The sequence below is a fragment of the Luteolibacter sp. genome (genome assembly GCF_039920825.1).
GTDB lineage: Bacteria > Verrucomicrobiota > Verrucomicrobiia > Verrucomicrobiales > Akkermansiaceae > Luteolibacter.
The window spans coordinates 39,911-66,835 of record NZ_JBDSCX010000035.1 but is presented as its reverse complement, the minus strand read 5'-3'; the positions used below and the strand labels follow the sequence as shown (position 1 = coordinate 66,835).

Sequence of the window (26,925 nt, the reverse complement as noted above, 5' to 3'; positions counted from 1 at the left end):
CACCATGAGCACTATCAATCGCAAGTCGATCCGCCGCCGCGTTCACAACCGCATCCGCCGCAAAGTCAGCGGAACCGCCGAACGCCCGCGTCTCGCAGTTCATTATTCCAATCAACACATCTACGCCCAGGTCATCGACGACGCGGCAGGCAAGACCTTGGTCTCCGCCTCCACTCTCGACAAGTCCTTCGAAAAGGCCTCCTCGAATATCGAGAGCGCCCAGAAGGTCGGAGCACTCCTCGCGGAGCGCGCCAAGGGTTCGAACATCAGCGCCGTCGTCTTCGACCGCGGCGGTCACCTCTATCATGGTAAAGTCAAAGCCCTCGCCGACGCAGCTCGCGAAGCCGGACTCCAATTCTAACGCTCCGACCTGACAAACATCATGGTAACAATTCCAGAAAACGAAACTCCAGCAACACCTGCAACTCCGGCAGCGGCACCCCTGCCTTTGGGCCCGGTGGCAGGCTCCGGCCAACAAGGCGGCTATCAAGGCAATCGCGGCCAAGGCGGCGGTTATCAGGGTGGCGGCGGCGGTGGTGGCTACCAAGGCGGTGGCGGACAAGGTGGCGGTCGCGGACGCGGCGGCCCACGTCGTGAAGAGCGTGCTGCTCCGACCGATGCCGAAGGCAACGAGCTTTCCGAAAAGGTCGTCTTCATCAACCGATGCGCCAAGGTCGTCAAAGGCGGACGTCGCTTCAGCTTCTCCGCTCTCGTCGTCACCGGAAACAAGGTCGGCATGGTCGGTCTTGGCTACGGCAAGGCGAACGAAGTGGCCGACGCCATCAAGAAAGCCAGCGAAGGCGCCCGCAAGGTGCTCAAGCCGATGAGCATTGTTGACGGCACGATCCCTCACGAAATCTACGCCGAATACGGTGGTGGCAAGGTTCTCCTCAAGCCAGCATCTCCGGGAACGGGCATCATCGCCGGTGGCGGTGTGCGCGCCGTTTGCGAAGCCGTCGGCATCCGCGACATCCTCGCCAAATCGATGGGCTCCTCCAATCACGCCAACGTGGTGAAAGCCACCCTCAAGGCTCTTTCCCAACTCCGCACCCGCGACCAAGTGCTCGGCGGACGCGGCAAAAAGAAAAAGGAAAAGGCCATCTAAGTTAAAGGTTGGAAGTTAAAAGTTATTGGGAATCCAATGATCTTCACTTCTAACCAATAACCTTTAACCAATAACTCTTCTAATACAATGGAACTTCATTCATTCAGCCCGAATCCAGGCTCAAAGCACAAGGTCAAGCGCCTTGGTTGCGGCGAAAGCTCCGGTCACGGCAAAACTTCCTGCAAAGGCAACAAGGGTCAGAAGGCCCGCTCCGGTTCCGGCACCCGTGTCGGTTTCGAAGGCGGCCAGATGCCTCTTCACCGTCGTCTTCCGAAGCGCGGCTTCAACAACTACGATTTCCGCGACAAGTTCGTGGTCTTCAACGTGGGTGAACTCGACGATCTCTTCGACGCCGGAGCCACCATCGACGAAGCCGCCCTCCGCGGGCAAGGCCTCGTCAACGGCCCCTGCGACAAGGTCAAGGTTCTTGGCGTTGGCGAAGTCACCAAGGCGTTCCACCTCGTGGTGGCCAATGCCAGTGCTTCCGCTCGTGAAAAGATCGAAAAAGCGGGTGGCTCGGTCACCGAACCCACCGCTTGATTGCTCTCGATTGATCTTTGATTTCCGATGAGGAAGCGCATTCCCGCGCTTCCTCATCGTCTTTATAACACTAAGCGTCATTTTCCTCACCCATCAGCCATGATTTCCGCGTTTACCAATAGTTGGAAAATCCCCGAACTCCGGGACCGCATTCTTTTCACCCTCGCCCTGATCGTCATCATCCGGCTTGGAGTCCACATCACGCTTCCCGGTGTCGATGCCGGAGTCATCAAGGCCTATCTGGACAGCTTGAGAAATGCGGATCCGAAAAACCCGGCAGGCGGCATCACCTCCTTGCTAACGGTTTTCTCCGGTGGAGGTCTCCAACAGGCCGGTATTTTCGCGCTCGGGATCATGCCGTATATTTCGGCATCGATCATGGTGCAGCTGATGACCGCCGTGGTGCCGAAGCTTTCTCGCCTCGCCCGTGAAGACGGTGGACGCCAGAAAATCACGCAATATACCCGCTACATCACCATCGGCATTGCCGTGGTTCAGGGGTTCTTCGTCGCGAAGTCGCTGACCAACCCGGAAAACATCCCTTATATGAAAGGGATCGAGAAATTTGGAAAACTGGTTCCTCACGGCGACTTCACCTGGATGGCGATGACCGTTATTACGATCGTGGCCGGCACCGTCCTTCTGATGTGGATCGGCGACCAGATCACCGAAAAAGGAATCGGCAACGGCACCTCGATCATCATCACGGTCAACATCATCTCCGCTCTTCCCGGTGCCTTGATCCAAGCATGGCACTATTTCCTGCCATCCGGGACCGAAGGAAAGGTCAACGCCTTCAACGCCATGTGGATGGTCATGATGATCGCCTTGTTGCTGATTGTCATCGCCGGAACCATTGCAATCACCCAGGCCCAGCGGCGAATCGCCGTGCAATACGCCAAGCGCGTTGTCGGCCGCAAACAATTCGGCGGACAAACCCAGTATCTGCCTCTCAAGGTCAATTATGCAGGCGTCATGCCGATCATTTTCGCCTCGGCCGTTCTTTCGCTTCCTCCGCTGATGTTGCAATACATTCCCGGAGTCGCCGGCAAGCCATGGGCTTTGTGGGCTTACAGTGAACTTTCCCGCGGTGGTCCTGCGTTCTACGTCCTCGGCGGCGTCGGAATCTTCCTGTTCTCGTATTTCTGGGTGGCCATGATGTTCCAGCCTTCGCAAATCGCGGAAGACCTCAAGCGCAACGGCGGCTACATTCCCGGCGTTCGTCCCGGCAAGCCGACTGCGGATTTTCTGGATTTCACGATGACGCGGCTCACCTTCGCCGGGGCGGTTTTCCTCGCAGCTCTCTTCATCCTTCCGGTGCTGACCGGAAAAGTGGTGGGACTGCCACCTGGCTCGCTCATCCTCCAGTTCTTCGGCGGCACCTCGTTGCTGATCATGGTGGGTGTCGTGCTTGACGTCATGCGTCAGGTCGAAACCCAGCTCCTTCAGAAGCACTACGACGGTTTCCTCCGCAAAGGCAAACTCAAGGGTCGCTACGATCGTCTCAATCAAAACTCCGGCTCCGCACCACGCACCGCCATTGTTTATCTTTGGACCGTCATTGCCGTCCTGATCGTCGTCGGCATCACCGCCTACCTCTACAACGGCGGCCGTTGATCGCTCCAGCCGCCAAGCCGCTCCGCGTCGTCTTGCTCGGGCCTCCGGCTTCCGGCAAGGGGACTCAGGGACGGCGGTTGGCGGCCAGCCTCGGGCTCGGTTATCTCAGCACCGGGGCATTGCTCCGGGAACACGTCGGGGCCGGGACGGAGTTGGGAAAACAAGCGGAGCCCATCCTCGCCCGCGGTGAATACCTGCCGGATGACCTGATGTGCCCGATCCTCGCGGATTGGCTGTCGCGCCAGACCGGGGGATGGGTGCTCGATGGATTTCCCCGCAGTTTGCCACAGGCGGTTTTTCTGGATGAATGGCTGGCGGCGAAGGATTTGAAAATCGATGCGGCAGTTTCTCTGGAAGTGCCGTTTTCCGAATTGATCGCCAGAATCCACGACCGGGTGGAATGCCCGTCGTGCCGCTGGACCGGCCAGAAAGCGCAATTGGCAACCGGCGGAACATGTCCTGCCTGTTATCAACCCGCGGGTCCCCGTGCCGACGACAGTGAGGAGAATTTCCGCAGCCGCCATGCGGAGTTCGTCAATCTCACCGTGCCGGTCATTGATCATTACCGAGCCTCGGGCCAGCTTTCTGCTTGCGATGCCACGGCCCCGCAGGATGAAGTGGCGGCCCGGTTGCTTCGATCGTTCGCCGGTTAAACGGCTTGAAAACTTCATTCCTCAATCTCTGTCTCAACATCGTGTCCCGCAGACCCCGCATCCCTATCAAGTCCCCGCGTGAAATCGATTTCATGCGCACGGCCGGTTCCATCGCCTCGACCATCCTGCAGGCGCTCGCCAAGGAGGTTGCTCCGGGCAAAACCACCGGGGAAATCGACCGAATGGCCGCCGAGATGATGCGCGAGCACGAATGCAAAAGCGCCTTCCTCGGCTACCGCGGATTTCCCGGCTACACTTGTATTTCCATCAATGAGGAAGTCGTCCACGGCATCGGCGGACCGCGCAAGATCATGCCCGGAGACATCGTGAAGATCGACGTAGGCATCGTGAAAAGCGGCTTCATCGGCGATAACGCGACGACCGTTCCGGCAGGGGACATTCCGCTGGAAACCAAGCGGCTGTTAGCGGTCACCGAGCAGTCGCTGTTCGAAGCGATCAAACACGCGCGCGCCGGCCGCAAGCTCGCGGATCTTTGCGGTTCGGTGGAGGAATTCGCCAAGCCCCGCGGTTTCACGATCGTCCGCGAATTCGTCGGCCACGGGGTCGGCCGCCGTCTGCATGAGGAACCGCAGGTACCGAACTATCGCCCGCAGGGCAAATCCGCGACGCTGATGCCCGGCATGACCCTTGCCATCGAGCCGATGGTCAACGCCGGCGTTCCTTCAGTTAGGATTCTCGACGACGGTTGGACGGTGATCACCGAGGACAAGAAACCTTCGGCGCATTTCGAGCACACCGTCCTGATCACCTCGGGAGATCCTGAAATTCTAACATGGAGGCCCCGCGAGGCGCTGCCGGAGATGCTGGGCCTGCCTGCCTGGTAATCACCGGAGTTTCTATCGGATTATTCTTTGTTCCGGAGATTCTCAAGGGACCAGACGGCGATGCCAACTGCGGCAGCGCTTCCGGTTGAGACCGAAGGGAGGATGCTCGGGAAGCCCAAGTGATCGGCGTCTGGAATGCAGGAATGCCGGTGGGATAACACGGCTCACACGACTTTTCGGGACGACGACGATGGGCCGGTGTTCCGTGCGCCGCTCAAAGCCGGGTGGCCTCCGGCGTTCCAACGGGATGATTTCCCAATCCGGAAGGGCGGATTTCCCGCGGCTGCGGCAATCCACCGACTCTTTCAATCCACTGGCCAGAAGCAGGACGAGCGCGAGACTGCCGCATACCGGTGTCGTGGCGACCATCATGATTTGCGGTCCGCCGTGAAGGATTTCGGAAGGAGAGCATGCCAGCACCGCGCCCCAAATTGAAAGGGTGATGGTCAGAGCTAACAGGAATAGTGAACGGCGCCGGGGGGCAGGCATGAGGAGCGATGAAATATCGACCTGCGGGTAGGGGCAAGAATTCCTTCCTACGCGATCATGTCATCCCACCGGTGGAATGGTGGTTTCGTGAGGAGTGCGGATACTTCTGTCCGCACTGACAATGAGGAGGAAAAAGGGGAGCTTCGCGCGATTCTTTCGCGTTTCATTGGCTTGGTGGGCCGAAGTCCCACCCTCCTTATTTTCCCCAGACTCCGGCTTCTGCTTTTTTCGCGGCGCGCTCCAGATCTAGCAGGTGAGCCTTTTGCTTTGCGTAGGTGATGCCATCCGGCAGATCCGCGCCTTTGGTGTGGATGCGGACAAATCCTTTCTCAACGAGCAGTTCGTCCAGCCAGCGGGATTTACCGTTCTGTTTCACCTCAACGAAGGCGTGGAAGCGGTTGTCGTGAAACGGGCTGTCCCAACGCGTGTAGATGTCGAATGGCCGCGATGCCAACAAGTCGAGGGTGAAATGTTTGGCGTCTTGGCCGATCTGGACCGCTTGTTGCGCTGTGATGCCGCCCATTTCGGCGGCTTGTTCATCGATGCGCTGGCGGTTGGTTTCGCCTCCTTTGTAGCTCTTGAAGGCGCTTTCCGGGGTGTCCACGAAGTAGAGGCGGAATTCGGATTGCCTGCCGTCCGGCAATTTCAACATGAAGCTGTCGCCGTCGTTGTTGCGGGCCTCGACGAGCGTGCAATTCCGATAGACTTCGTAGCCGCCGATTTTCTCCAGACCTTTGGCGGCCGGAGGAGCGGGTTTCGCCTTGGGTGGCGAGTCGGCTTTTTCCGTGCGGGAAGCGCTGGGTTTTGCCGGTGAATGATCGAGGGCTTTTTTCTGATCGTAAGCCCAGACCGCGATGGCGGCGACGACGAGCAGGACGGTGAACCACGAGCCGCCGGACTTGGCCTTGATGCTCATTTCAAAGGCCTTTGTATCCCGCGTATTCCTGATAGGTGCCGGTCGGCACCGGGACCGGCCGCCACTCGTGGTTCAGCTTGCGGTGTTTGTTGATGAAATCGGTGGGATCCGCCCAGTTGATCATATCAGCTGGGGCATTGGTGCGCTGCATGCCGATGTTGATGTTGAGGCGGATTTCGAAATGGAGGTGGGCGGGATACATGCCGAAATTGCTGCCGATCTTGCCGATCAACTGGCCTTTTTTGATCAGCTGGCCTTCCTTGACGAGGATCTCGCTGAGGTGACCGTTGAGGGTGTCACAAAATTTAACGTTGCCGGTGGAATCGCGGTAGGCATGGCGGGTGAGCACTACATTTCCCCAACCCACATGGACGTTGTGGGCGAAGGTAACGATACCATCGGCCACGGCGTAAACGGGATCGCCGAAATCCGTATCGCCACCGCCACGGCCGTTCCAATCCTCGCCGAAATGTTGCGGGCTGCGGAGGCGGAGGCCGCGGGCTTTGAAGTAGCCGTCCGCGTTGGGTTTTCCGACGGGAAAATCGAAGCCGTCGGCGAGATTGATTTTCAATTCCGCGGCGGTGGCGGTGAGGCCGGTCAGGAGCAACCCGGCGAGACACGCGCCGAGTTTGCGTAAAATTCTGCCACCAGCGGTCATCGGCCAATAGTGGACTCCCCGAAGGCATTTGTCGCAAGCGCAAAAAAGCGGCACGACCGTGAGGTCATGCCGCTTGGGGAAATGGACCAGCAAGTCAGACAACCGGACCTTCGACTCCGCCTGCAAGTTCCTCAATATTCATCGGACGGTAGCCACCGATGGACTTGAAGTAGAGGAAGAGCAGAACGTAAATGGCGGCCATGATCGCCGGAATGATGGCGTCTGTTTTCAGAGTGTGGCGGTCGCCGTTAATGCTGGCGGTGATGACCTCCTGATCCGCTTTCGGAAGCGTCGTGATGGCGGTGGCTGGGTCGCCGCCAGCCTTGCTGACTTCGGCACGCGCCGCTTTGAGCAGGTCGTTGGCCTTGCCGAGTTTGGTCCCGTCCAAGCCCTTGACGGAGGTCGCCTCGATGTCGAGGAACTTGCTGGGAGTGGCGGATTCATACTCGGCATACAGTTCGGCGCTGTTCTTTTTCAGTTCCTCGCCGGAGTAGCGGTCCTTGAGGTAGCCGAGGCCGGGGCCGCCGATCACGCCGACGGAGAGCATCCCGATGCCACCCATAATGGACATGGCCACCGCTCCGGTTTGCGGGAAACGGTCACCGACGACGGCGAGCATCGTAGGCCAGAAGAATGTCTTGCCGATCGCGTAAATGCCAAGGGCGAGCAGGGCCATCCCGAACGAGGTGATATTGCTGGCAAGGTGGAGACCGATGCAGGCGATGACCGAGCAGATCAGCAACAGCCCGATGGGTGAAACCTTGAGGGTCTTCTCAATGAAATGGGCGCAGAATCGGAGGCCGAACATGATCGCAGATGTCCAGATGAAGAGATATTTGCCCTTTTCCGACGAGAAGATGTTGCCGGTGATGTTCTGAATCCAGCTGTCGGTTCCCAATTCAACCGAACCGATGAGCGCGTGAGTCACGAAAAGGACGAAAAGCAGGAACGAACCGATGGAGAAGCGTGTCATGACCGCGACGGTGATGAGCAATGCTCCACCGATGCCGTAGCCAATCATTTTTGAGGTGGCCGCGGTGCTTTCCATTTCCGCGGCAGTCTGTCCGACGGTGGTGAGAATGCCCTTGAAGATATCAGCGAAGAAAAGTGACAGGAGGAAACAGGCAACAAGTGCGCCAAGAATGCCGACAGATTTGAACATCTGGACGAAGCTGGCTCCTTTCGCAGCAGCTTCGGATTTCGGGAATTTCTGACCCAGGAACATGATGCCGTAAAGGGCGACAGGAATCAGGTAGAGACCGAGTTGGATTTTCCAATTCCACTCAAGTTTGTCGTCAAGGACCCAGCCGAGGGCGGTTCCCAAGATCATGCCCGCCGGCCAGGCGGCATGAAGGATGTTAAGGTAGTGCGTCCGCTGTTTCGGGAAAATCGTAGCAACTAGCGGATTCGCGACCGCCTCCAAAGTGCCGTTGGCGAAGGCGAAAATGAAGCTGCCCCAGAACAGGAAATTATAAGCGTTTGCGGGGGTGCTGGCACCGAACGTGACGAAGGCGGAGATGATGTGGAACAGCAGCGCAGCGAGGACGAGCTTGCCGTATCCGATTTTGTCCACAATCACCCCGCCGATGATGATACCGAAACAGAATCCGCTTAGGCCGGCACCGCCGATGGCACCCAGTTGAGCTCCAGTGAAGTTGAATTCCTTCTGCCAGTTGTCGAGGATGCCGCCGCGGATGGCGAAGCCCACCCCTGCTGCCAAGATGGCGGTGAACCCAGCGGCCAGAAGGCGTTTGGCGTTTGGTACTGTGGATACGTCTGTGTTTGTCATGGGATTTGTGTCTGCGGGGATTATCGGGTCCGGCGGCGGATGGCAAGCAATGATCTGGGTTGAAAACAGCAAGTTTTCCCAGCTCCTCCCTAGGTTGGGGGAGGAACGACGCCGGGTTACCTGTTTTCCAGTTGGTCTCTTTCAGACCTGGGTGGACGCTGCCATGGTTTGTTAGTCTGGGTTGCCAATTTAGAGAATGCTTTTAGAATGCCTCCACCATCCGGATGATCCGAACCACGCTCTATTCGCTCCTGATTTTGGGCAGCTCGCAGGTTTTCGCCGCCGAATCCATTCCTTACAGCCACGGGAATCCCTCGGCCGAAGAGCAATACATGCTGGAACTGGTCAACCGCGCGCGGGCAAATCCGACGGCCGAAGGACTTTTCCTGGCGAATACCGGCGAGGCCGGGGTCGATTTCGGGATTGAATTTTTCCACGTCAATCTGGCCCGCCTGGAGTTGGATTTCGCCAGCTACGCCCCGCGTCCGCCGCTGGCATTCAATGCGAAGCTGCTCGCTTCATCCCGGCGGCAGAGCAAGGACATGGCGAAAAACAATTTCCAAGATCATGTCGGCAGCGACGGCTCCACGATCAGCAGCCGGGTGGCGGATGCCGATTATGCGGCGAGTTCGGCGAGCGAGAACATTTATTCGAACCTGGTCTCCACCACATTGTTCGCCCACGCCGGATTCAATATCGATTGGGGAAACGACACCGACGGCGTGCAGGCGGATCTCGGGCACCGAATGTCTATCATGGGTTTCGGTCCGACAGACTACCGCGAGATCGGCATCAGCATCGTTTCCCGACGGGGGGCTGATGCGGAGGAATTCGGCAAGCTTTCCGTCACCCAGGATTTTGGAAACCGTTCTCCGTCTCCTGATTTTCTCCTCGGCGTGGCTTACTACGATGTGAACGAAAATGGCATCTGCGAACCGGGCGAGGGGCTTTCCGGCATCAAAGTGAAACCGGCCACCGGCTCCTGGCACGCGGTCACCTCCACTTCGGGCGGTTACTCCATTCCGTTTTCTACAGATCCCGGCGCGAGCGACGTCACCTTCAGCGGAGGTGGGTTGAAAACTCCGTTAACCAAGGATTTCACCATCGACGGCGAGAACAAGAAGGTCGATCTGCGCATCACTTCCGGAACTCCCTTTGTGTCGCTGGTTCCCTTGGACAAAATCGCCGGCGAAACCACCGATGGAGACGCGAGTTTCCGGATCGTCCGCGTCGGCCCGGACGACGGAGCGCTTACGATCATTGTCGGAGGCCCAACCAAGGGCGGTTCGGGGATCGCTTCCCCGGGAGACTACAAGCTGTCGGCCGTCGCTCCCGCGCGTGTCAAAAAGAGCCCTGTTGCTCCGGGGCAATTCTTCGTCACCATTCCCGCCAACAAGTCGTTTGCCGAAATCAAACTCACGGCGGCGAAGGATAAAAAAACCGAGCCGGTCGAAAATGCCGTCTTCAGCATGATCGGATCGAGCGCCTACCGAACCGGTGATCCGAACTCGGTTAGGATTCTGATCAAACCGTGACGTTGGGCTCAAAGGTCCGCGTCCCGGTGGCTGCCGCCTGCCGGATTTTCGGAGAAAACGATGCAGCGATCCAACACCGCGCTACTCGTGACCCGTCCCCCGGGCCACACCACCGAGTCGCGAACCACCGCGCCAGTTTCGATCACCGCGCCGGGGCCTATGGCAGTTCGCTCGACGCATGCGCCGGGTTCGACCGTCGCTTCCGGATGGATGGCTGGGGCGAGATCGAGTTCGCGATGGGCTTGCAGATAGGAATCGCGGTCGCCGAGATCGAGCCATACGCCTTCGTCGAGCACGACGGCAGCGAGTTGTCCAGCTTTCGCCAATTCGAGGAATGCGGGGATGACTGAGATTTTCTCACCCGGTGGAATGAGATCGAGGAATTCGGGATTCACGCAGTAAATCCCGCTGAAAACGTGGGTGCCGTCCGCAATGCCAAGGTTGTTGCGGATGTCGGTGATGCGGCTGCCGGAGGGATCGATCGCGATGTGTCTGGCAGTTCCCTCCGAGCGCAGGGCCAGCGTCACCGGCAGGCCGGACGCTTTGTGGGCGGCGATGAGTTTTTCCAAGGGCAGCGTCGAGAAGATGTCGCCGTTGTGGACTAACAGCGGGTCGCCGCCCATCCATGAGCCGATGTTTTTCAGTCCGCCGCCGGTTTCCAGCAGGACCGGTTCGTGAAACAACGTCACGTCGGTTCCCACGCCGAAACCGTTCCATGCTTCCGGCAGGTGGTGCGTGTTGATGGCGAATCGCGTGATCCCCGCCCGGCGGCAAGCCTCCATCGCCCACTCCGCCAGCGGACGGTGGAACAACGGCACCAGCGGCTTGGGCAACCGGCCTGTTAGCGGGCGCAGGCGGTTTCCGAGTCCGGCACCGAGGATGAAAGCTTGATTCACGCCGCGTGCTTTGACCGCAGCGGGGCGGGATTTCAAGTCGCGCGTTAGTCTTTCGCTTCCCGCTCTTCCTTCGACCATGCGAAAACCGGCAGTTTTTCCCGGTCCAGATTCGTGAGATGAGGCTCGTCCTTGCGGGCCGGATCGTCGGCACGGCGGTATTGCCAGGTGTTTTTCCCAAAGACTTCCTCACAGAGTTTCGCCACGCCGGGATCGTAGTCGATGAGTTCCTGGCGCGTGTTCACGTGGTTGTGCAGCGCGTCGTTCTCGCGGTTGGTGCCGAACCACGATTGCACGGCTTCGCCCCAATATTCCGCGTGATTTTCCGCGGCATAGAGACCCTTCCATTTTCCGGAAGCCATCGCCGCATCGTAACATTCCTTCAAGCGGTGATCGAAGGTCGGATCGGTTTGCTCAAGGCCGATGAGATGAATCGCGTGGGCGAACTCATGGACGAGGATGTTTTCCGTCGAATACGGATCGCCCTTGCAGCACAGCACGTTTTCCTCGGCACAGCTCACGGCCGGACGCTCATGGCTGGCCCCGAGCCCGCGCGCGCGGCGGTTCCAGTAGGCCTTGGGTGTTAGGTCGGAATGCTCCGGGATGTCGCAGGTCCGTTCGGAGCAGGACATCACGGCGAGGCGGACGTGGGCCTTGGCCATCGCTTTGAAAATGTCGTCCCGTCCATCCAGCATGCCCCGGACAATCACCGCGGACTCGATCACCGCCGCGTCGTTGACCTTGTCCGAAGCAACGACCGGAAAACCCTCGATCAGGATTTGCTTCTGATAGAACGGCGACAGTTTGAACTCCTGCCGCACGCTGTCGGAAACGGGCGAGACCTTGTCTCCCGCGCGGAGCGGGCCAACCAGCAGGGCGGCGAGAATCATCAAACGCATGGCAGGAATCTGACTCCCCTTAGAAAATCCGCAAGCCATCCGCAAAAGCCGCCACTCGAACAAATCCAGCGCTTCCGGGCGGGCTGGCTGGACAAAAGTCGATACCTGCGCCAATGAGAGGCGCGCAGGATGCAATTGGAACTTCGTCACCGCTCGCCGTTGTGCGATTCCCACCGTGAGGAGGTGGCGAGTCTGCTAACCCATGCGGCGGGCGTCATCTTCAGCGTGGTGGCCCTGGTCATGATGATTTTGTTGTCGGGCGGAGAGACTTTGAAAATTGTTTCCTCGGTCGTGTTCGGTACCTCGCTGATCCTGCTTTATTCGTCATCCACGCTTTACCATTTCTTCACCTCGCCGCGGTGGAAGGCGCATTTCCAATCGCTCGACCACGCCTGCATCTATCTGCTCATCGCCGGATCCTACACGCCGGTGACCCTGATCACATTGAAAGGGGCGTCAGGCTGGTGGTTGTTCGGAACAGTCTGGAGCCTCGCCATCGCCGGAGTTCTGATCAAAACTTTCCGCAAGGGGAAAAAGGACCATTGGATTTCCACCTCTCTCTATCTGGCGATGGGGTGGCTGATTCTTTTCGCGTTCGGTCCACTCGTCCGCGAGCTGCCCATTGCCGGGGTGTGGTGGCTCGTAGCCGGCGGCTTTACCTACTCCTTCGGCATTGTTTTCTACGCTTGGAAAAAACTCCCGTTCAATCACGCGATCTGGCATCTGTTCGTGTTAGGAGGAAGCGCCTGCCACGTTCTGGCCGTGATGTTCTACGTGCTCGCATGATACATGTCGGTGAGCTCGCGTGACGGAAAGTTCTTGAAATTTCTTTTGCAATCTAGCAAAAGCGTAGGATAAGTCGCCTTGAATCCGTTTGTCTATCCGGACGCTTCAATCAGCCTCTTCCTGTTGGGCGGGTCCGCTGGAATCCGACGAATCCAGCGCCACGGTGAGTCTGACAGTCGCACCCTTTTGGACTTTTTTACATCTTGCCATCCTTCATGAAAATAAAACTCCTATCAATCGTCGCAGTGGCCAATGCTGCCTTTCTGCCCATCGTCTTGAATGCGGCTGTCATTCCGAACGCCACCTCCGGAGAGGATTTTTCCGGTAGTGGCGCAGTAGCCATGCTCAAGGCCCGCGGTCATCTCAATTCGCTTCAGTCGGCATATTCCACAGCCCGCTATCAGGTCCATCAGTCCCCCAATGGAACACGGGTTGCGGAAAATCCCGCGCAGGGGTTGAAAATGGATTTTACCACTGCGGGTCCGTCCGTTTCATCCGGCGGACAGGACGTCCGTTGGCAGTCGGCTCTCACCCTGACCGGCTGCGGGTATGGCGACAACGTCACCGGGTTTCCGCTTGCGGAAGTCAGCACGAGCGGCAACCGCTTGGAATACCGGCGGGGAATTCTCACCGAATGGTATGTCAACGAACGTGCCGGTCTGGAGCAGGGTTTCACCCTGCAGACTCCGCCGGCGGGTCATGTGGAGAACGCGCCGCTGGTCATCTCCATGGCGATTGGCGGTAATCTGACTGCCTCCGTTGACGACGGCGAAGTTGTTTTCTCCGACGCCGCGGGAAAGCGGATGTTGCGCTACAGCGGCTTGGTGAGTTGGGATGCGAACGGGCGGAAGCTTGAGTCTCACATGCGGGTTAGGGGAAGCCAGCTGTTGCTCGAAGTTGACGACCGTTCGGCGGTTTACCCGGTGACGGTCGATCCGGTTTTTTCCAACGGTGCGACGCTTGTCGCGAGCGACGCTACGGAAGGCGACCAGTTCGGTTACTCACTTTCGATCAGCGGCGATGTCGCGGTGATCGGGGCTCCTTATGATGACGGTGCGGGAGTCGATTCCGGCTCTGCTTATGTATTTGTGCGTGACGGCGACACCTGGACCCAGCAACAAAAGCTGATCGCCGGCGATTCCGCTGCAGGAGACCAGTTCGCGTCGTCGGTCGCCATCAGCGGAGATACGCTGGTTGTGGGAGCTTGGGGAACCGATGATGCGGGCGGTAATTCCGGATCTGCATATGTGTTCGTGCACGAGGGCAACTCTTGGATACAGAAGCAAAAGCTGACTGCCAGTGATGGTTCTGCCGACGATTTTTTCGGAGAATCAGTGGCCATCAGCGACAACACAATCGTCGTCGGGGCCGTTTATGATAGCGCGGTTGCGGCGCAATCGGGGTCGGCCTACGTCTTTGTCCGCAACGGAGCGAGTTGGACCCAGCAGCAGAAGCTTACTGCGTTTGACGGCGCGGAGGGCGACTGGTTCGGGTATTCGGTGGCCATCGACGGTGAAACCATCGTGGTCGGTGTGTATTCGGACGATGATGCCGGCGCGGAATCCGGTGCCGCCTACGTGTTCGTGCGTGCTGGCACGGTTTGGAGCACCCAACAAAAACTCTCGGCCAGCGATGCGGAGGCGGATGACTGGTTCGGCTACTCGGTCGCCATCAGTGGCGAAACCGTGGTGATCGGAGCGCCATTCGATCAGGACACGGCGGTTGTCGATTCCGGCTCGGCCTATGTCTTTACGCGTGATGGCGGCATTTGGAGCGAACAACAGAAGCTAACAGCTGAATATCCCTCGGCGGATGATCACTTCGGCTTTTCCGTCGCCGTGGATGGCGATACGGCGGTGATCGGAGCCCCACTCAAGGATCTGATTTTCGCGGGCTATCGTTCCGGTATCGCCTACGTCTTTGCCCGCAACGGAAGCGGTTGGAGCCAACAGCAGCAGAACGTCGCAGGCCCCGGCGCATTGGGTGGAATGTTCGGATATGCGGTCGCGATCAGCGGCGACACGGCCTTGGCCGGCGCACCTTATAAATACATCGCAGACGTCGGGTATTCCGTCGGTTCGGTATCTGCATTCAACACCCAGTTGGACACCGTGGCTCCGGTCATCAGCAGCGCGACCGCCAGTCCCGGCAACCTTGGAGCGCCGAACCACAAGATGGTGCCGGTGACGGTGGATGTTACAGCGACCGATAACTTTGGAGGGCAGGTCGGATACTGGATCGTCTCGGTCTCCAGCAACGAGCCCGTCGGCAATGGCGCTCCTGATTGGGAAATCGTAGATGCTTCCACAGTCAATCTGCGTGCGGAACGCAATGCCCAAGGGAACGGAAGGGTTTATACGATCACCGTGGAATGTCAGGATGAGACTGGCAATGCCTCCTTCGTCAACATCGAGGTCAAGGTTTCGAAGGGGCACAAATAAGTCTCGAATCGCGGAGCTCGCATGCCTGTAAGGCATTGATCGGACTTTCTATATCGAGCGAGTTCAGGCATGGTTGGAGCAGTTCCCACGCGGATTTGACCATGCCCGAACTCCCCGAAGTAGAAACCACCCGCCGCGGCATCGAACCGCATGTCGCGGGGGTGCGGATTTCTGAGATCATCGTCAGGCGGCACGACTTGCGGCAGCCGGTTTCCGGAACGATCCAAGTCATCGAAGGACGGTTGATTTCAAACGTCAGCCGCCGCTCCAAGTATCTGTTGTTAGCGATTGATGACGGCTCGACGCTTCTCATCCACTTGGGCATGTCCGGCAGCCTGCGCGTCATCGATCCGACGGATGTTTGGAAAACGCACGACCACGTCGGCATCACTCTGGGAAACGGCAAACAACTCCGCTATCACGATCCGCGGCGTTTCGGGCTGGTACTGCGGCTGACGGAAACCGATCCGATGTCCCATGCTTTGTTGAAAAGCCTTGGCCCGGAGCCGTTGGAAAGCGCCTTCACGGTCGAACATCTCAAAGCCGCCTGCGCGAAACGTTCCGCCGCGATCAAGCTCGTCATCATGGATGCCAAGGTCGTCGTCGGTGTCGGAAATATCTATGCCTCCGAGGCGTTGTTTCGCGCCGGGATCCGGCCCGGAACTCCCGCTAACAAAATCTCGAAACCGCGACTGGAAAAGCTGGTCGCCTCCATCCGTGAGGTTCTATCAGCCGCGATTCTCGAAGGCGGCACCACCTTGCGGGATTTCCTCAACTCCGACGGCCAGCCCGGTTATTTCAAACAGCGCCTTTTCGTTTACGAGCGGAAAGGGGAGCCCTGCCGGGTGTGCGGAACGCCGATCCTCCACGCGGTGACCGGCCAGCGTTCGACGTATTGGTGTCCGAGCTGCCAGAAGTGATAGGGGGAAGGGACGTCTCGTCCCTTCGCATGGACGAGACGTCCATGCCCCTTACTTTGCGGCCTTGATCAGATCCTCGAGATGCCCGCCATGCGCAGTCACCCACTTGCCCTTCTTGATCACTTTGGTGAATCCAAGCCCGCTGGCGGCGGCGGCTTTGAAAACCTCCCAAGCCTGGCTTGCGAGGATGCCGGAGACGATCAGATCGCCACCGGATCCCAAGGACTTCGCAATCACCGGCCACGCTTCGATCAGCACGGTGGAAAACAGATTGGCCATGACGACGTCGTAGCCTTTTTTGCGTGGTTTCCATTTCAGGACGTCCTGTTCCTTCATCTGGATTTCAGGCGTGCCGTTGCGCTCGATGTTCCGAACTCCAACAGCGACCGCAAACGGATCAAAGTCACACGCGTAAGTTTCACCCGAGCCCATTTTCCGCGCGGCGATGGCCAGCACGCCAGTGCCGGTGCCAAGATCGGCGACGGTCCAGTTCGTCCCTTTGCGCGCGCGGGCGACGTCGACTAACAATCTCAAACAGGTCGAAGTCGTCGCATGATCGCCGGTGCCGAACGCCATTTCCGGTGGGATCACGATGATCTCGCGTTTCGGATTCGCCTTCTTCAGCGCGGCGAGTTCCTTGGGCCGATTTTCAGGAGTGAGCAGGAAAACATCCCGCACCTTGAGCGGACGGGGTGGGGCGACAGGCTTGTTCCATTCCGCGTTGGCCATTTCACGGACGCTGCCGCCGAATTGCCTGACAACGGCGTCGGCCGCCTTCTTCGTCTCACAGAAAAGTTGGATGCGGATGGATTTGCCGCCCTTGATGATCTCAAGGACGAGATTCGGATTTCCGGCGAACCGTTCCTCCCATGCGTCCATCCATCTTACCGCGGAGAGTTTCGACCAGACGAACATGAAGAATTGCGTTGGGAAAAATCGCGCTCCGGAAAAATGGAGCGGGCGATGAGATTCGAACTCACGACATCCACCTTGGCAAGGTGGCGCTCTACCACTGAGCTACGCCCGCGTCGGGAAACGCGTCGGGGGCTTTCTACATGCGCCCCGATGACGGGCAAGCCAAATTTTGCAAATTTTCCATGTTCATTTTCCCAGCTCCGGGTTTCTTTTCCCGCGCCCATGTCCGACAAGCTCGCTGAAATCATCGCCACCAAACACCTTGAGGTCGAAGCCCTGCTGCCCCGCGCCGCTCTCTTGCGGGCCGCAGCCATCCAGCGCAACGATTTCGGCGGCTTCCGTGCCGCCATCGATCGCGGTCCCGGCCGGCTCGGGGTCATCGCCGAGGTGAAGAAGGCGTCGCCGTCCGTGGGCTTGATCGATCCGAACTTCGATCCCGTCCGCCAGGCGAGACGCTATCTCGATGGCGGCGCGTCCTGCCTTTCGATCCTCACCGATGAGAAATATTTCCAAGGATCTCTCAGCTATCTGACGCAGATCTCGAAATTTTCCGACGCCCCGCTGCTGCGCAAGGACTTCATGGTCCACGAGGTGCAGATCCACGAAGCGGTCGTGACCGGAGCGGATGCCATCCTGCTCATCGTCGCCGCGCTGGATGACGAAACGATGCGCCGCCTCTACGACGAGGCGAAATCTTTCTCACTCGATGTCCTCGTCGAAGTCCACGACCTGCGGGAAATGGAACGCGCCCTCGAACTCGGCGCCGATCTCATCGGCATCAACAACCGCAACCTCAAAACGTTCGCCGTCGATCTCGCCACCACCGAGCTGCTCGCCGAGGAAGTCCCCGATGACGTCCTGCTCGTTTCCGAAAGCGGCATCAAGTCCCTCGAAGACGCCCGCCGTGTCTTGGAAGCCGGCGCGAATGCCGTTCTCATTGGCGAGGCGCTCATGCGCGCCCACGATCCTTCGCGCGAGATCGAGGCTTATCTGGCGCTGGAGATGATCTAACCGCTCAGACCGTCAGATCTTTCACCGTTGGCGTCGGGCAATTGTTGATGACGGAACGGATTCCATCGTCGCGGGACGCCTCAGAGCCATACATCTCGCTGGCGCCGATCAGTTGGCCGTTTTGCGCCTTGAGCGAGAAATACGGTTCTCCCTTGGCCGAGAGCTTGCGCTCGTAACGGGCATCGTGCGTGCCGTTGGTGCGGATCGAATCGATGCCGTTCTCTGCATTACTTTTTTCCGCATAGAGCTGGCTGCTGAGGATCACCTCGTGGTTGCCGGCTTTGAGGGTGACATGGAATTTTCCACCGTCGGTTTTCTTGAGTTCGTAGTATCCTTTCATGGTTCCGGGGTTTTGGGGACAGTTCGTGGCTTCATTGGAAAACACGAGCACACAGTTGCGAGGAAATCCCTTTCCCCTGTGGATTGTCGATGAAAAATGCGGGTACCCGTCTGCTCCGGATTCGCCCTTCGCAGCCCACAAGAATCTTCCTTTCAAGTTCCTTGAAATTATGGAAGGTTGCGCCGTCACGCATCCGCGGGAAACTTTTCCTCGGATCGTGGGTTTGTCTTTAAATTGTCTCTCCAGCCCGGGAGCGGATATACATGAAACCTTACTTCCGTCACCTCCTTGCGGCATTGATTGTCGTGATCTGCGGCCTCTTTGGCTGGTGGATCGTGCGGGATTTGAGGGAATCCGTCAGCAGGCGCGTGGTCGTCAGGCCGTCCGCCGAGCCTCAAGCCCGCATCGCGCCGCACACTGTGGCTCGTTCAAAACCGTCCGTAAGAGATGAATTCCATGACGGAACGACCGTAGAAATCTTCGGCAGCCGCCAGCCTGACGAGGTGATTCTGCGGTTTCCTTCGGATGAATCATTCAGCGCGTTCCTGTTTGCGGCCGGCCAGAGCAACATTGAGGTGGTCGATCAACTCGACCGCCTGCGCGCCGTCCGCCTCCGCTATGACGATCGCGAGGATCTAACTCTTTTGTTGATGGGTGAAAACATCACCACCTACGATTCCGTTCCATCCGCGCCGTCGCCAGGGCCTGTCAACGGTTCCGCGCAGGACGGTCTCGTCGGTTTCGGCAACGGTCTCCTTCCATGGCTCGGCATCACCTCCGATCATTCGAAATGGGGAGCCGGAGTGAAGATCGCGGTGCTCGATTCGGGGATCGTCCCGCATCCGGATTTGCCAGGCTTGGTCAAATCCATCGAAATCGTTCCTTTCCCGCAGGACATCAACAAAACCCACGGCCACGGCACGGCCGTCGCATCGCTCATCGCCGGGGTGGATGCCTCCGCACCCGGAGTCGCCCCGGCAGCGCAGTTGATTTCCATCCGCATCAGCGACGAGTCGGGCCAGGCGGATTCCTTTGCCATGGCGGCCGGAATTCTTGCTGCTGTCGATTCCGGAGCGGACCTGATCAACATTTCCATGGGCACCAGTGTGGACAATCCGCTGATCGCGGAAGCCGTAATCTACGCGCAGAATCACCACGCGCTGATCGTCGCTTCCTCCGGAAATTCGGAACAGTCCGACTCCACTTATCCGGCTGCCTATCCCAGCGTCATCAGTGTCGGTTCCGTCGATGCGCGCGGCGAGCATCTGGATTTCTCCAACTACGGCACTTTTCTATCAGTCACGGCTCCCGGTTACGCCGTGAATGCCGCCTGGCCTGGAAACCGTTACACTCGGATCAGCGGAACCTCGGCCAGCGCTCCCATCGTCACCGGCGCGATCGCCGCCACCATGTCGAACGGCACCGGAGTGAAAATGAGTGCCAGCCAAGCGGCGGAGATCGTCATGAAATACTCGGATGAAGCCGGTATCTCCGGTCCGGATTCGGAATACGGCGCGGGCATCCTCAACGTCGGCCGCATCATGACTAGGGCGATTTCCGGGATCGTCGATGCCGCCATCACCGACCAGCGCATCGTCGCGACTGGCGCTGGCGACCAAATTCAAATCACCATCCAGAACCGGGGAACCGCGATTCTGGTCAACACCTTGTTGGAAATTTCGACCCCGTTCGGCAACCGTCAGTTCAACGCGACGACCCTCGCACCCGGAGCCGTGCAAACATTCACGATGCCGGTTCTCCTGAACGGCATCCCGAAAGACAGTCCGATCGAGGTCAATTCCAAGCTCACGCTCGGCACCATCGGCCGCGACATCACGCCTTATAACAACCAGCGGAGCGACTCGCTTTACCTGCGTTGAACCGGGAGCGCGGAATTCATTCCGCGAGTTTGCCTCTATCTAGCAATTCGGGACGAAAGGAAATCATTCCCCTTTCATTTTTTCCAACTGCTCTGGCGATATGGGTGTCCCGGATAAAGCAACTCGATTGATCGGCTGGTCGCCTGTAGCATGCGGAGGGACTATTCCAGTTGTCCGATCCGCCGTTGTGTTCTGACAAGCCGCCGCTGACAAGGCAACCGCGACCGCCGCCACCCGGATCGATCCGCAGATCGAACCATGTTTTCGCTGAAGCGCGATCACCTCATCGATCAAGCAATTCGTTAGGTCGAAAACTTCCTTCCGGCACTTGCCACAAAAGCGTCCGTTGGCTGAGACATCCATTTCATCCCAATTCATCGGGCATTTGAACGAGAAGTGATTTTGCGTAAGCTTGTCCATGATTCGGAGCAAATAACCCGGCTGGTATTGAAAGTCGATGGAACAATTCCCAGCGGGCTGTTTCGGTAAGGTTGATCGGCCGGAACAACCTATGGAATTTCCTAGCAAGTTGAGGTCAGCTCGACCCAATATCTTCCATCTTCCTCAAAGCCCGGCGACGAAATACTCTACCCGAATGAAACTACCCGCGATCACAGGAATCATCCGCCGGCGGATTTTGCTGAACTATCGGGTCGCCCCGGAAGTGGTCGAAGCCATTCTCCCGGCCAATTTTCGACCCAAGTTTGTCAATGGATATGCCATCGCGGGGATTTGTTTGATCCGATTGGAACAACTTCGGCCGAAGGGATTCCCTGGCGTCGTCGGTTTTTCCAGTGAGAACTCCGCACATCGGATCGCGGTGGAGTGGGAGGACGCCGCCGGTAACTTGCGCGAAGGTGTTTTCGTTCCACGGCGGGATACGGATTCCTACCTGACAGCATTGGGCGGCGGGCGGATTTTTCCCGGAGTGCACCATCACTCGGACTTCACGGTGTCGGATTCGGCGGGGCGGATTTCCATCCACATCACCGAGGGAAAGGATCATATTTCGTTGGTTGGCATCCAGGCATCCGAAACACATCAGTTTCCCGAATCGTCCGTATTCGGATCCTTTGAGAATTCCTCACGCTTTTTTGAAGCGGGCTGCGTGGGATACTCATCCCGGCCGGAATCCTGCGTGTTGGATGGCCTTTTGCTCAAGGTCGGCAAGTGGGTGGTCACTCCGCTGGAGGTGGATGAGGTGAGTTCCGCCTACTTCGACGATCATTCGATATTTCCTCCCGACAGCATCGATTTCGACCATGCGTTGCTCATGAGGGATATTCCGCATGAATGGCATTCCGAACCCGAAATGACCGCGGAAAGGTCGCTCTAACCGTAATACGGCTTCAGCATCCAGTAGCAGATCGGCCCGGTGATGGCGACGTAGAGCCATAGCGGGAACACCCAGCGGGCGAGCTTGCGGTGGGCGGCGAAGCGGTTGGTCCAGCCGGCGATGAAAGTGAAGAGGATGAACGGCAGGCTGACAGCGGCGAAGAGGATGTGCGTCCCTAGCAGAATGAAATAAACCGTTCTCATGGCACCGACTCCGCCATACCTGGTGGGCTCGTTGGTCATGTGATAGGCCACGTAGGAAAGCAGGAACAGCACGGACAGGATCATCGCCAGCACCATCGTGGCGCGGTGCATTTTCACGTTTCCGAGTTTGATGAAGATCAGCGAAATCAACAACACCACGGCGGCCACCGCATTGAGACCGGCATGGATCGGCGGCAGGAACGAGGTGGTCCAGCCCTCCGGCAGCGGTAGGTGGATCTTCTGCATCGCCACGACCAGCAGGAGCACCACGGTGGAGAGGATCCACGCGGCGACGCCGAGTTTTTTCGAGAGAGCTTCCTGCGGCTCGCGGATGAGCCATTGCCTGCGTTCGGAGTCCATCAGATGCCGGGTGTTTCGTTCTTCTCAAGCTCCGCGCGGATGCGCGCATAGAGCTCGTCCTTGAGTTTTTGATAGAGTTCCGGGTCGCGTTTCTTCGCATCCTCGGAGCGTGCGTCGGCAAGCGGCCACTTTCCGATGACCTTGAAATCGCGGTCCACCACGATGAATCCGAGGTCGTGGGCATATTTGCCGTTCGCCTCGATATCCAACGGATCGGTGCGCTGGCGGATGCCGAAGAACTTCAGTTCGTGTTCGAGATAATCATGCGTGGACGCCGCGTCACCGGCGTTGAGGAACCACCAGTTTTTGGAATCCGCGCCGAGGGCTGACGAATATTCAGCGAGTCGCTCGGGGTTGTCGTTCTCGGGATCGACGGAGATGCAGGTGATGTGGAAATCCGGATGGCTCTTGAACTCGTCGTAAATTTTCCGCAGTTCCTCGCCGTTTCTAACCGCGCAGTGCGGACAGATGGCGAAGAACTCGGCGACGACCCAGACCTTGCCGCGCAGATCGGAGAGTTTCACCGGCTTGTTGTCCTGATTGGTGGCGGAAAGATCCTTCGCGATGGGGAACCACTGCGGCGCGGTTTCCTTGCCCATATCGACGGCGGGTGCCTGATAGGGAGCGTTCAGGCCCTTGCTCAGGTACATGGAAATACTGATGACGCCGATGCAGATGGCGGCGACTCCGGTGTAGAAAAGGGCGATGGTGGTGTTGCGTTTCATCAGTTCTTGAATTCCTCGGCGAGGAGCTTGTCGATGGTGTGGTTCAGCAGGATTTCGAGCTGCTCCACGTTGGTGTTAATGTCGGCGGGGCTGGTCTTGACGCCCTTGGCATCCCAGCCGGCGGCTTGTTCGAAATCAAACGTGGCGATGTAGGGCGAGCCACCTTGTTTTTGTGGAACGACGGCGCGGCGAATGTGGCCGTTCTTGTCGATGAGGACAATGGACGCGTCATACTGCCATTTTCCGTCTTTCTCGAAGGGAGAAACGCTCGCCTTGAGTTGATTGTAGATGAACTTTTGCAAGGTGTTCGGCTCGTTGGCACCGACCCACCATTGGGGCAATGTCGCGCCAAGCGAGTTGGCGGTGGTGGCGAGGGTGGCAAGCAGCTTCTCGGCCGGCTCGGGATCCAAAACCAGGGAAACGAGATTGAAGTTCTTTTCCCCGGCGCGGGATTGGGCGAGGCGTTGCATGACTTCCAGCCCCAGTTTGGCAGTTTGCGGGTCCCGGTTGCTCATCACTTGGACGGCGATGACGTGGCCCCGGAGATTAACGAGATCAACCGTTTTTCCATCCTGCCGGAGCATCCGCAAATCGCGCTCCGGAGTGATGCGGTAAATGACAGCGGGCCGATCGTCCAAAGCCTGGGTTTTCGACCACTGCTTGTAGGAAAGCATGATCAGCCAGCCACCAAGCAACATCATGGCCACGAGAACGAACGCGGTGTTGCGGAGTTTCTTCGGATCGCGGATCGCGGGTTCGAGACTGGGGTCGGGCAGGGGCATCGGCGGCGGAAGTTAAACGGCTGGGCCCGGCAGGCAAGCCGGGCGGCTACTTTTTGCTGATTTTGATTTCGAACATCTGCGGCCAATATTTGCCGGTGACGAGGAGATTGCCGGTGGATTTGTCGTAAGCGATTCCGTTGAGAACTTCGGCGTGGCCTGGTGGGTTGAGTTGGTGCTTCAATCCCTTGAGGTCGAGCCAGCCGGTGACTTGGCCGGTTTCCGGAGAAATCCGGGCGATCCGGTCGGTCATGTAAATGTTGGCGAAGACCTGGCCATCGATCATTTCCAATTCATTCAAATTTTTCACCGAGGAATTGCCGTCCTTGACGGCCAGTGTTTTGATCACGGAGAAATCCTTGGGATTGATGAACTTCAGATCGCTGCTGCCATCGCTCATGATGAGCTGCTTGCCATCGTTGGTGAGGCCCCAGCCTTCGCCCTGATAGGTGTGGGAGCGGATGGGCTTGAAGGTTTCCGGATCGAAGACATAGACGGTGTTTTCCTTCCAGGTCAGGACAAACATTTCCTTGTCGAGGATGGTCAAGCCCTCGCCGAAAACGGTTTTCGCGAGCGCTCGTTTGCGCAGGACTTCACCAGTGGTGGGGTTGGTCTCGCGCAACGCGGACTCGCCGTATTGGCCGGCACTTTCATACAGGCGGCCGTCCAGCAGTTGGAAGCCCTGGGTGTAGGCGGAGCCGTCGTGGGGACGGGTGGAAACGATCTGATAGGTGAGCGTGTCGGGCAGCGATTTCTGGCAGGATGCCAAGCTTACGATGGCGACGACGAGTGAAGCCAGGGATTTCAATTTCATGAGATCAGTTCGGGTTTGAATTTTTCCAGCACTCTAGGAATCCCGGAGCAAAATCGGAAGGGTTGGCCGCGATCCACGCAGCGATTTCCGTGAGCGGGAACCACATCGCCGCCTCGACCTCGGCGGCAGGGTAGCGCAGGTTTCCGTCGTGGCGGGCGCGGTAGAGACGGACATGTTCCCAGCCGGTTTGCTCGCGCGGAGTGATACGGGCGATCTCCTCCGGCGGGGATTCCACGGTGATGCCCATTTCCTCTTCAAGTTCTCTAACGGCGGCGGCTTCGTAGTCTTCGCCGGAGTCGAGATGGCCGGAAACGCTGGAATCCCAGAGGCCGGGGCAGAGGTCCTTGAGCGGCGAGCGCTTTTGCAACAGCAGGTCGCCGCGTTTGTTGAAAACGAAAACGTGGACGGCGCGATGGATGAGTTTTTGCGCATGGACCTCGGCGCGTGTGGCCGTGCCGGTGACCTGATCGTCCGCATCCACCACGTCGAAAATTTCCCCCGCCTTCTGTGGCAGATCCTTGAGCGGATGTGGGTCGAACGCGCGGGTGAGATCGACCCACTGGGAAAGCGTCAGCTCCTCGCCTCTAACTGTTGATGAAACTCCGAGCTGGGTGGTGATGTCTTCCCAAGCAGGACCGTCGTCAGGAAGCTGCTTCTTGAGCTGCTTGCGGCGTTGGGCGAATCCGCGGCGGATGAGTTCGTCGAAAAGACGATAATCGAAAACCGGCAGCCCGCTCGTTCGCGGGCGCAGGACCGCCACGCTGGAGTCGATTTTCGGCTGCGGATAGAATGCTTCGGGCGGAACGGTACGCAGCGGTTGCACTTCCCAATTCGCCTGCGTTCTGAGCGAGAGAATGCCGTAGTCCTTGGTGCCCGGTTTCGCGGCGAGCCGGTCGATGACTTCCTTCTGCAACATGATCACCGCGCGCTCGAAAGGATGCGGGCGGCTGAGCAGGTTTTTCATGATGGCCCCACCGCAGGAGTAGGGGAGATTTCCGAGAAACTTCACCGGGCGGTGTTTGAACAAGGTGCGGCCGTCGAATTTCACCCCGTCGGCGTGATGGACTTCCACGCTGGGATCATCGCGAAATTTCTCTTTCAAAGCGGCGGCAAGGCGTGCGTCGAACTCGATGAGAATCAAACGTCTAACCTTGCCGACCAAATGCGTGCTCAGTGACGCGGTTCCCGGCCCGACTTCCACCACCGCGTCGTTCTCCGTGATTTCCAACTGCGACACGATCCAACGGGCCATGTTCGGATCGATCAGAAAATTCTGCCCGAGTTGCTTGCTTGGCAGCACCCCGGCGTGATCCAGCACTTCTCGAATTTCCCGACCCGTCATGGCCGCCGTTCATGAGGCATTCCCGGCCGACGCGCAACCTCAAGGATTCACGGAAAAGACCTCCAACAACTCTCCGGGATTTTCGACGGTCCGACCGGGTTTGGCGTCGAGGAGGCGTTCCCGGTCGTGGAATCCCCACATCACGGCGATGGATTTCATTCCAGCGTTGTGAGCGGTTTCGATGTCAAGGGTCGAATCGCCGATCACGGTGCAGTCGCTTGCTGCGAATCCGAACTCCGCGGAAATTTCAAGCGCCCCGGCCGGGTCCGGCTTGTGATGAATCCCTGGGCGTTGGCCGAGAACCGCAGTGAAATGGATTCCCGGAAAGAGCTGCGAAACCATCGCCACGGTGAACGGGTGGGGTTTGTTGGACAACACGGCAAGCGGGTAGCCTTGGTTTTGCAAGGACTCAAGCAGCGTCGAGATCCCATCGTAGAGGATGGTTCCATCGGGCCAAGTGACGTCGTAGTCCTCCTTGAACGCTTGCTCCAACGAGTGAATGAGGCCGTCATCCGAGCCCGCCGGGGCCGCACGCTGGACGAGAACCCGCGCGCCATTTCCGATGAATCCGCGCACGGCGGTCAGCGGGTGGGTTGGCAGTCCGGCTGCGGCGAGTGCCCGATTGAGCGATGCTCCAATTCCTTCGAGAGAATCCACCAATGTGCCGTCAAGATCGAAAATCAAACCATGTTTCACGCCGGGAAACTGGGCGGTCGCCCCTCGATGGGAAAGCGCTTAAAATCCAATCAGACTGACCAACTCGTTGTCGCTGAATTGATCCAGCTGATCGGCCGCCGCGATGAGCGTTTCCGTTTCCGCAATATCCTGGATCGCAACGGCTTGCTGGGAGTCCACCGTGACCGTGGTGCGCGTCGATTCTTGTGAAGGACCGACGAATGTGAGCACCAAGGCCGCAGTGGCTCCAGCCATTCCTGCGAGGGGTACAGGGGAAAGCAAGCGGCTCCACCACGGTTTCACGTCCGCAGCCAGCTTGGCCGCGCGGAGCGTGTCATCGACAAATCTCGCACTCGCTTTTGGCGCGGGTGCTTGGTCCAGAAGCTTCCAAACAGCATCGGATTCCCAAGAGTCGTCGGTAGTGAGCGGATCGCGATTCATAATTCAAGAACGTTTTAC

29 protein-coding genes and 1 tRNA gene are annotated in these 26,925 nt (G+C 58.4%); 13 read left to right on the top strand and 17 right to left on the bottom strand.

Annotation, left to right across the window (positions count from 1 at the left end; genetic code table 11):
* Positions 1-4 precede the first annotated feature (4 nt).
* From rplR to map, 6 genes are all read left to right on the top strand, one after another.
* Positions 5-361, top strand: coding sequence for a 50S ribosomal protein L18 (gene rplR, locus ABIQ96_RS08765; RefSeq protein WP_348214193.1), 357 nt, complete (start codon positions 5-7; stop codon positions 359-361).
* 21 nt (positions 362-382) lie between these two features.
* Positions 383-1,105 (top strand): 30S ribosomal protein S5, encoded by a 723-nt coding sequence (gene rpsE / locus ABIQ96_RS08760; RefSeq protein WP_348214192.1) that lies wholly within the window; start codon positions 383-385, stop codon positions 1,103-1,105.
* A gap of 87 nt (positions 1,106-1,192) precedes the next feature.
* Positions 1,193-1,645, top strand: a complete 453-nt coding sequence (rplO, locus tag ABIQ96_RS08755; RefSeq protein ID WP_348214191.1) for a 50S ribosomal protein L15 — start codon at positions 1,193-1,195, stop codon at positions 1,643-1,645.
* Between the two features lie 99 nt (positions 1,646-1,744).
* Positions 1,745-3,262 (top strand): preprotein translocase subunit SecY, encoded by a 1,518-nt coding sequence (secY, locus tag ABIQ96_RS08750; RefSeq protein ID WP_348214190.1) that lies wholly within the window; start codon positions 1,745-1,747, stop codon positions 3,260-3,262.
* Positions 3,259-3,915 carry a nucleoside monophosphate kinase gene (locus ABIQ96_RS08745; RefSeq protein WP_348214189.1) on the top strand — a complete coding sequence of 219 codons (657 nt, stop codon included), beginning with the start codon at positions 3,259-3,261 and terminating at the stop codon, positions 3,913-3,915. Before secY ends, ABIQ96_RS08745 begins: the two co-directional genes overlap by 4 nt.
* 41 nt (positions 3,916-3,956) lie before the next feature.
* The gene (map, locus tag ABIQ96_RS08740) at positions 3,957-4,760 is read left to right on the top strand and encodes a type I methionyl aminopeptidase (protein ID WP_348214188.1); all 804 of its coding nucleotides are present in this window, start codon (positions 3,957-3,959) and stop codon (positions 4,758-4,760) included.
* 42 nt (positions 4,761-4,802) lie between these two features.
* Here map and ABIQ96_RS08735 read toward each other — a convergent pair whose 3' ends face one another.
* The 4 genes from ABIQ96_RS08735 to ABIQ96_RS08720 all read right to left on the bottom strand — a co-directional run bounded on the left by ABIQ96_RS08735 (position 4,803) and on the right by ABIQ96_RS08720 (position 8,612).
* Entirely contained in the window at positions 4,803-5,249 is a 447-nt protein-coding gene (locus ABIQ96_RS08735) for a hypothetical protein (RefSeq protein ID WP_348214187.1), read from the bottom strand.
* Between the two features lie 196 nt (positions 5,250-5,445).
* Positions 5,446-6,165, bottom strand: a complete 720-nt coding sequence (locus ABIQ96_RS08730; protein ID WP_348214186.1) for a hypothetical protein — start codon at positions 6,163-6,165, stop codon at positions 5,446-5,448.
* 1 nt (position 6,166) lies between these two features.
* Positions 6,167-6,925, bottom strand: coding sequence for a M23 family metallopeptidase (locus tag ABIQ96_RS08725; protein WP_348214185.1), 759 nt, complete (start codon positions 6,923-6,925; stop codon positions 6,167-6,169).
* Positions 6,918-8,612 carry an MFS transporter gene (locus ABIQ96_RS08720; RefSeq protein WP_348214184.1) on the bottom strand — a complete coding sequence of 565 codons (1,695 nt, stop codon included), beginning with the start codon at positions 8,610-8,612 and terminating at the stop codon, positions 6,918-6,920. The genes ABIQ96_RS08725 and ABIQ96_RS08720 overlap by 8 nt, the downstream gene beginning before the upstream one ends.
* Positions 8,613-8,836: 224 nt before the next feature.
* Here ABIQ96_RS08720 and ABIQ96_RS08715 point away from each other — a divergent pair, with 224 nt between their 5' ends.
* On the top strand, positions 8,837-10,147 hold the full coding sequence (locus ABIQ96_RS08715) for a CAP domain-containing protein (RefSeq protein WP_348214183.1): 1,311 nt from the start codon (positions 8,837-8,839) through the stop codon (positions 10,145-10,147).
* A gap of 8 nt (positions 10,148-10,155) precedes the next feature.
* Here ABIQ96_RS08715 and ABIQ96_RS08710 read toward each other — a convergent pair whose 3' ends face one another.
* Together ABIQ96_RS08710 and ABIQ96_RS08705 are read right to left on the bottom strand one after the other, a co-directional pair.
* Entirely contained in the window at positions 10,156-11,079 is a 924-nt protein-coding gene (locus tag ABIQ96_RS08710) for a sugar phosphate nucleotidyltransferase (protein WP_348214182.1), read from the bottom strand.
* Between the two features lie 8 nt (positions 11,080-11,087).
* On the bottom strand, positions 11,088-11,939 hold the full coding sequence (locus ABIQ96_RS08705; protein ID WP_348214181.1) for a hypothetical protein: 852 nt from the start codon (positions 11,937-11,939) through the stop codon (positions 11,088-11,090).
* Positions 11,940-12,068: 129 nt separating this feature from the next.
* Here ABIQ96_RS08705 and ABIQ96_RS08700 point away from each other — a divergent pair, with 129 nt between their 5' ends.
* The 3 genes from ABIQ96_RS08700 to mutM all read left to right on the top strand — a co-directional run bounded on the left by ABIQ96_RS08700 (position 12,069) and on the right by mutM (position 16,086).
* Positions 12,069-12,725 carry a hemolysin III family protein gene (locus ABIQ96_RS08700; RefSeq protein ID WP_348214180.1) on the top strand — a complete coding sequence of 219 codons (657 nt, stop codon included), beginning with the start codon at positions 12,069-12,071 and terminating at the stop codon, positions 12,723-12,725.
* Positions 12,726-12,940: 215 nt separating this feature from the next.
* A complete protein-coding gene (locus ABIQ96_RS08695; RefSeq protein WP_348214179.1) occupies positions 12,941-15,166 on the top strand; it encodes an FG-GAP repeat protein in 2,226 nt (741 codons plus the stop codon).
* A 101-nt stretch (positions 15,167-15,267) separates the two neighbouring features.
* Positions 15,268-16,086 (top strand): bifunctional DNA-formamidopyrimidine glycosylase/DNA-(apurinic or apyrimidinic site) lyase, encoded by an 819-nt coding sequence (gene mutM / locus ABIQ96_RS08690; RefSeq protein WP_348214178.1) that lies wholly within the window; start codon positions 15,268-15,270, stop codon positions 16,084-16,086.
* A 51-nt stretch (positions 16,087-16,137) separates the two neighbouring features.
* On the opposite strand, the gene ABIQ96_RS08685 is transcribed toward mutM, so the two are convergent.
* Together ABIQ96_RS08685 and ABIQ96_RS08680 are read right to left on the bottom strand one after the other, a co-directional pair.
* Positions 16,138-17,001, bottom strand: a complete 864-nt coding sequence (locus ABIQ96_RS08685; RefSeq protein WP_348214177.1) for a 50S ribosomal protein L11 methyltransferase — start codon at positions 16,999-17,001, stop codon at positions 16,138-16,140.
* A 37-nt stretch (positions 17,002-17,038) separates the two neighbouring features.
* A tRNA-Gly gene (locus tag ABIQ96_RS08680) sits at positions 17,039-17,113 on the bottom strand.
* Between the two features lie 110 nt (positions 17,114-17,223).
* Here ABIQ96_RS08680 and trpC point away from each other — a divergent pair.
* The gene (trpC, locus tag ABIQ96_RS08675) at positions 17,224-18,012 is read left to right on the top strand and encodes an indole-3-glycerol phosphate synthase TrpC (protein ID WP_348214176.1); all 789 of its coding nucleotides are present in this window, start codon (positions 17,224-17,226) and stop codon (positions 18,010-18,012) included.
* Positions 18,013-18,016: 4 nt separating this feature from the next.
* Here trpC and ABIQ96_RS08670 read toward each other — a convergent pair whose 3' ends face one another.
* Complete coding sequence (locus ABIQ96_RS08670) at positions 18,017-18,352, bottom strand: YegP family protein (RefSeq protein ID WP_348214175.1); 336 nt, start codon at positions 18,350-18,352, stop codon at positions 18,017-18,019.
* 263 nt (positions 18,353-18,615) lie between these two features.
* On the opposite strand from ABIQ96_RS08670, the gene ABIQ96_RS08665 reads away from it, so the two are divergent.
* Positions 18,616-20,232, top strand: coding sequence for a S8 family serine peptidase (locus ABIQ96_RS08665; RefSeq protein WP_348214174.1), 1,617 nt, complete (start codon positions 18,616-18,618; stop codon positions 20,230-20,232).
* A gap of 63 nt (positions 20,233-20,295) precedes the next feature.
* Here ABIQ96_RS08665 and ABIQ96_RS08660 read toward each other — a convergent pair whose 3' ends face one another.
* On the bottom strand, positions 20,296-20,652 hold the full coding sequence (locus ABIQ96_RS08660) for a hypothetical protein (RefSeq protein ID WP_348214173.1): 357 nt from the start codon (positions 20,650-20,652) through the stop codon (positions 20,296-20,298).
* Positions 20,653-20,827: 175 nt separating this feature from the next.
* Between ABIQ96_RS08660 and ABIQ96_RS08655 the strand changes: the two genes are divergently transcribed.
* The gene (locus ABIQ96_RS08655) at positions 20,828-21,568 is read left to right on the top strand and encodes a DUF2071 domain-containing protein (protein ID WP_348214172.1); all 741 of its coding nucleotides are present in this window, start codon (positions 20,828-20,830) and stop codon (positions 21,566-21,568) included.
* On the opposite strand, the gene ABIQ96_RS08650 is transcribed toward ABIQ96_RS08655, so the two are convergent.
* From ABIQ96_RS08650 to ABIQ96_RS08620, 7 genes are all read right to left on the bottom strand, one after another.
* Entirely contained in the window at positions 21,565-22,131 is a 567-nt protein-coding gene (locus ABIQ96_RS08650; RefSeq protein ID WP_348214171.1) for a DUF420 domain-containing protein, read from the bottom strand. The two genes, ABIQ96_RS08655 and ABIQ96_RS08650, sit on opposite strands and share 4 nt — an antisense overlap.
* The gene (locus tag ABIQ96_RS08645; RefSeq protein ID WP_348214170.1) at positions 22,131-22,856 is read right to left on the bottom strand and encodes an SCO family protein; all 726 of its coding nucleotides are present in this window, start codon (positions 22,854-22,856) and stop codon (positions 22,131-22,133) included. The genes ABIQ96_RS08650 and ABIQ96_RS08645 overlap by 1 nt, the downstream gene beginning before the upstream one ends.
* Positions 22,856-23,638: a hypothetical protein gene (locus tag ABIQ96_RS08640; protein WP_348214169.1), complete on the bottom strand. Its 783-nt coding sequence runs from the start codon at positions 23,636-23,638 to the stop codon at positions 22,856-22,858. The genes ABIQ96_RS08645 and ABIQ96_RS08640 overlap by 1 nt, the downstream gene beginning before the upstream one ends.
* Positions 23,639-23,684: 46 nt before the next feature.
* The gene (locus tag ABIQ96_RS08635) at positions 23,685-24,449 is read right to left on the bottom strand and encodes a glutaminyl-peptide cyclotransferase (RefSeq protein WP_348214168.1); all 765 of its coding nucleotides are present in this window, start codon (positions 24,447-24,449) and stop codon (positions 23,685-23,687) included.
* 4 nt (positions 24,450-24,453) lie between these two features.
* Complete coding sequence (gene rsmA, locus ABIQ96_RS08630; protein WP_348214167.1) at positions 24,454-25,767, bottom strand: 16S rRNA (adenine(1518)-N(6)/adenine(1519)-N(6))-dimethyltransferase RsmA; 1,314 nt, start codon at positions 25,765-25,767, stop codon at positions 24,454-24,456.
* 63 nt (positions 25,768-25,830) lie between these two features.
* A complete protein-coding gene (locus ABIQ96_RS08625; protein ID WP_348214166.1) occupies positions 25,831-26,487 on the bottom strand; it encodes an HAD-IA family hydrolase in 657 nt (218 codons plus the stop codon).
* 39 nt (positions 26,488-26,526) lie between these two features.
* Positions 26,527-26,907, bottom strand: a complete 381-nt coding sequence (locus ABIQ96_RS08620) for a hypothetical protein (RefSeq protein ID WP_348214165.1) — start codon at positions 26,905-26,907, stop codon at positions 26,527-26,529.
* Positions 26,908-26,925: the final 18 nt, after the last annotated feature.

What these genes read in the sequence shown, in the direction of transcription:
- ABIQ96_RS08695 (WP_348214179.1), top strand. Translation starts at nt 12,941, where the DNA reads ATGAAAATAAAACTCCTATCAATCGTCGCAGTGGCCAATGCTGCCTTT.
- mutM (WP_348214178.1), top strand. Translation starts at nt 15,268, where the DNA reads ATGCCCGAACTCCCCGAAGTAGAAACCACCCGCCGCGGCATCGAACCG.
- rplO (WP_348214191.1), top strand. Translation starts at nt 1,193, where the DNA reads ATGGAACTTCATTCATTCAGCCCGAATCCAGGCTCAAAGCACAAGGTC.
- ABIQ96_RS08670 (WP_348214175.1), bottom strand. Translation starts at nt 18,352, where the DNA reads ATGAAAGGATACTACGAACTCAAGAAAACCGACGGTGGAAAATTCCAT.
- ABIQ96_RS08720 (WP_348214184.1), bottom strand. Translation starts at nt 8,612, where the DNA reads ATGACAAACACAGACGTATCCACAGTACCAAACGCCAAACGCCTTCTG.
- ABIQ96_RS08665 (WP_348214174.1), top strand. Translation starts at nt 18,616, where the DNA reads ATGAAACCTTACTTCCGTCACCTCCTTGCGGCATTGATTGTCGTGATC.
- rpsE (WP_348214192.1), top strand. Translation starts at nt 383, where the DNA reads ATGGTAACAATTCCAGAAAACGAAACTCCAGCAACACCTGCAACTCCG.
- ABIQ96_RS08645 (WP_348214170.1), bottom strand. Translation starts at nt 22,856, where the DNA reads ATGAAACGCAACACCACCATCGCCCTTTTCTACACCGGAGTCGCCGCC.
- ABIQ96_RS08640 (WP_348214169.1), bottom strand. Translation starts at nt 23,638, where the DNA reads ATGCCCCTGCCCGACCCCAGTCTCGAACCCGCGATCCGCGATCCGAAG.
- trpC (WP_348214176.1), top strand. Translation starts at nt 17,224, where the DNA reads ATGTCCGACAAGCTCGCTGAAATCATCGCCACCAAACACCTTGAGGTC.
- ABIQ96_RS08620 (WP_348214165.1), bottom strand. Translation starts at nt 26,907, where the DNA reads ATGAATCGCGATCCGCTCACTACCGACGACTCTTGGGAATCCGATGCT.
- ABIQ96_RS08700 (WP_348214180.1), top strand. Translation starts at nt 12,069, where the DNA reads ATGCAATTGGAACTTCGTCACCGCTCGCCGTTGTGCGATTCCCACCGT.
- ABIQ96_RS08655 (WP_348214172.1), top strand. Translation starts at nt 20,828, where the DNA reads ATGAAACTACCCGCGATCACAGGAATCATCCGCCGGCGGATTTTGCTG.
- ABIQ96_RS08650 (WP_348214171.1), bottom strand. Translation starts at nt 22,131, where the DNA reads ATGGACTCCGAACGCAGGCAATGGCTCATCCGCGAGCCGCAGGAAGCT.
- ABIQ96_RS08730 (WP_348214186.1), bottom strand. Translation starts at nt 6,165, where the DNA reads ATGAGCATCAAGGCCAAGTCCGGCGGCTCGTGGTTCACCGTCCTGCTC.
- rplR (WP_348214193.1), top strand. Translation starts at nt 5, where the DNA reads ATGAGCACTATCAATCGCAAGTCGATCCGCCGCCGCGTTCACAACCGC.
- ABIQ96_RS08715 (WP_348214183.1), top strand. Translation starts at nt 8,837, where the DNA reads ATGATCCGAACCACGCTCTATTCGCTCCTGATTTTGGGCAGCTCGCAG.
- ABIQ96_RS08660 (WP_348214173.1), bottom strand. Translation starts at nt 20,652, where the DNA reads ATGGACAAGCTTACGCAAAATCACTTCTCGTTCAAATGCCCGATGAAT.
- ABIQ96_RS08635 (WP_348214168.1), bottom strand. Translation starts at nt 24,449, where the DNA reads ATGAAATTGAAATCCCTGGCTTCACTCGTCGTCGCCATCGTAAGCTTG.
- ABIQ96_RS08735 (WP_348214187.1), bottom strand. Translation starts at nt 5,249, where the DNA reads ATGCCTGCCCCCCGGCGCCGTTCACTATTCCTGTTAGCTCTGACCATC.
- ABIQ96_RS08685 (WP_348214177.1), bottom strand. Translation starts at nt 17,001, where the DNA reads ATGTTCGTCTGGTCGAAACTCTCCGCGGTAAGATGGATGGACGCATGG.
- ABIQ96_RS08705 (WP_348214181.1), bottom strand. Translation starts at nt 11,939, where the DNA reads ATGCGTTTGATGATTCTCGCCGCCCTGCTGGTTGGCCCGCTCCGCGCG.
- secY (WP_348214190.1), top strand. Translation starts at nt 1,745, where the DNA reads ATGATTTCCGCGTTTACCAATAGTTGGAAAATCCCCGAACTCCGGGAC.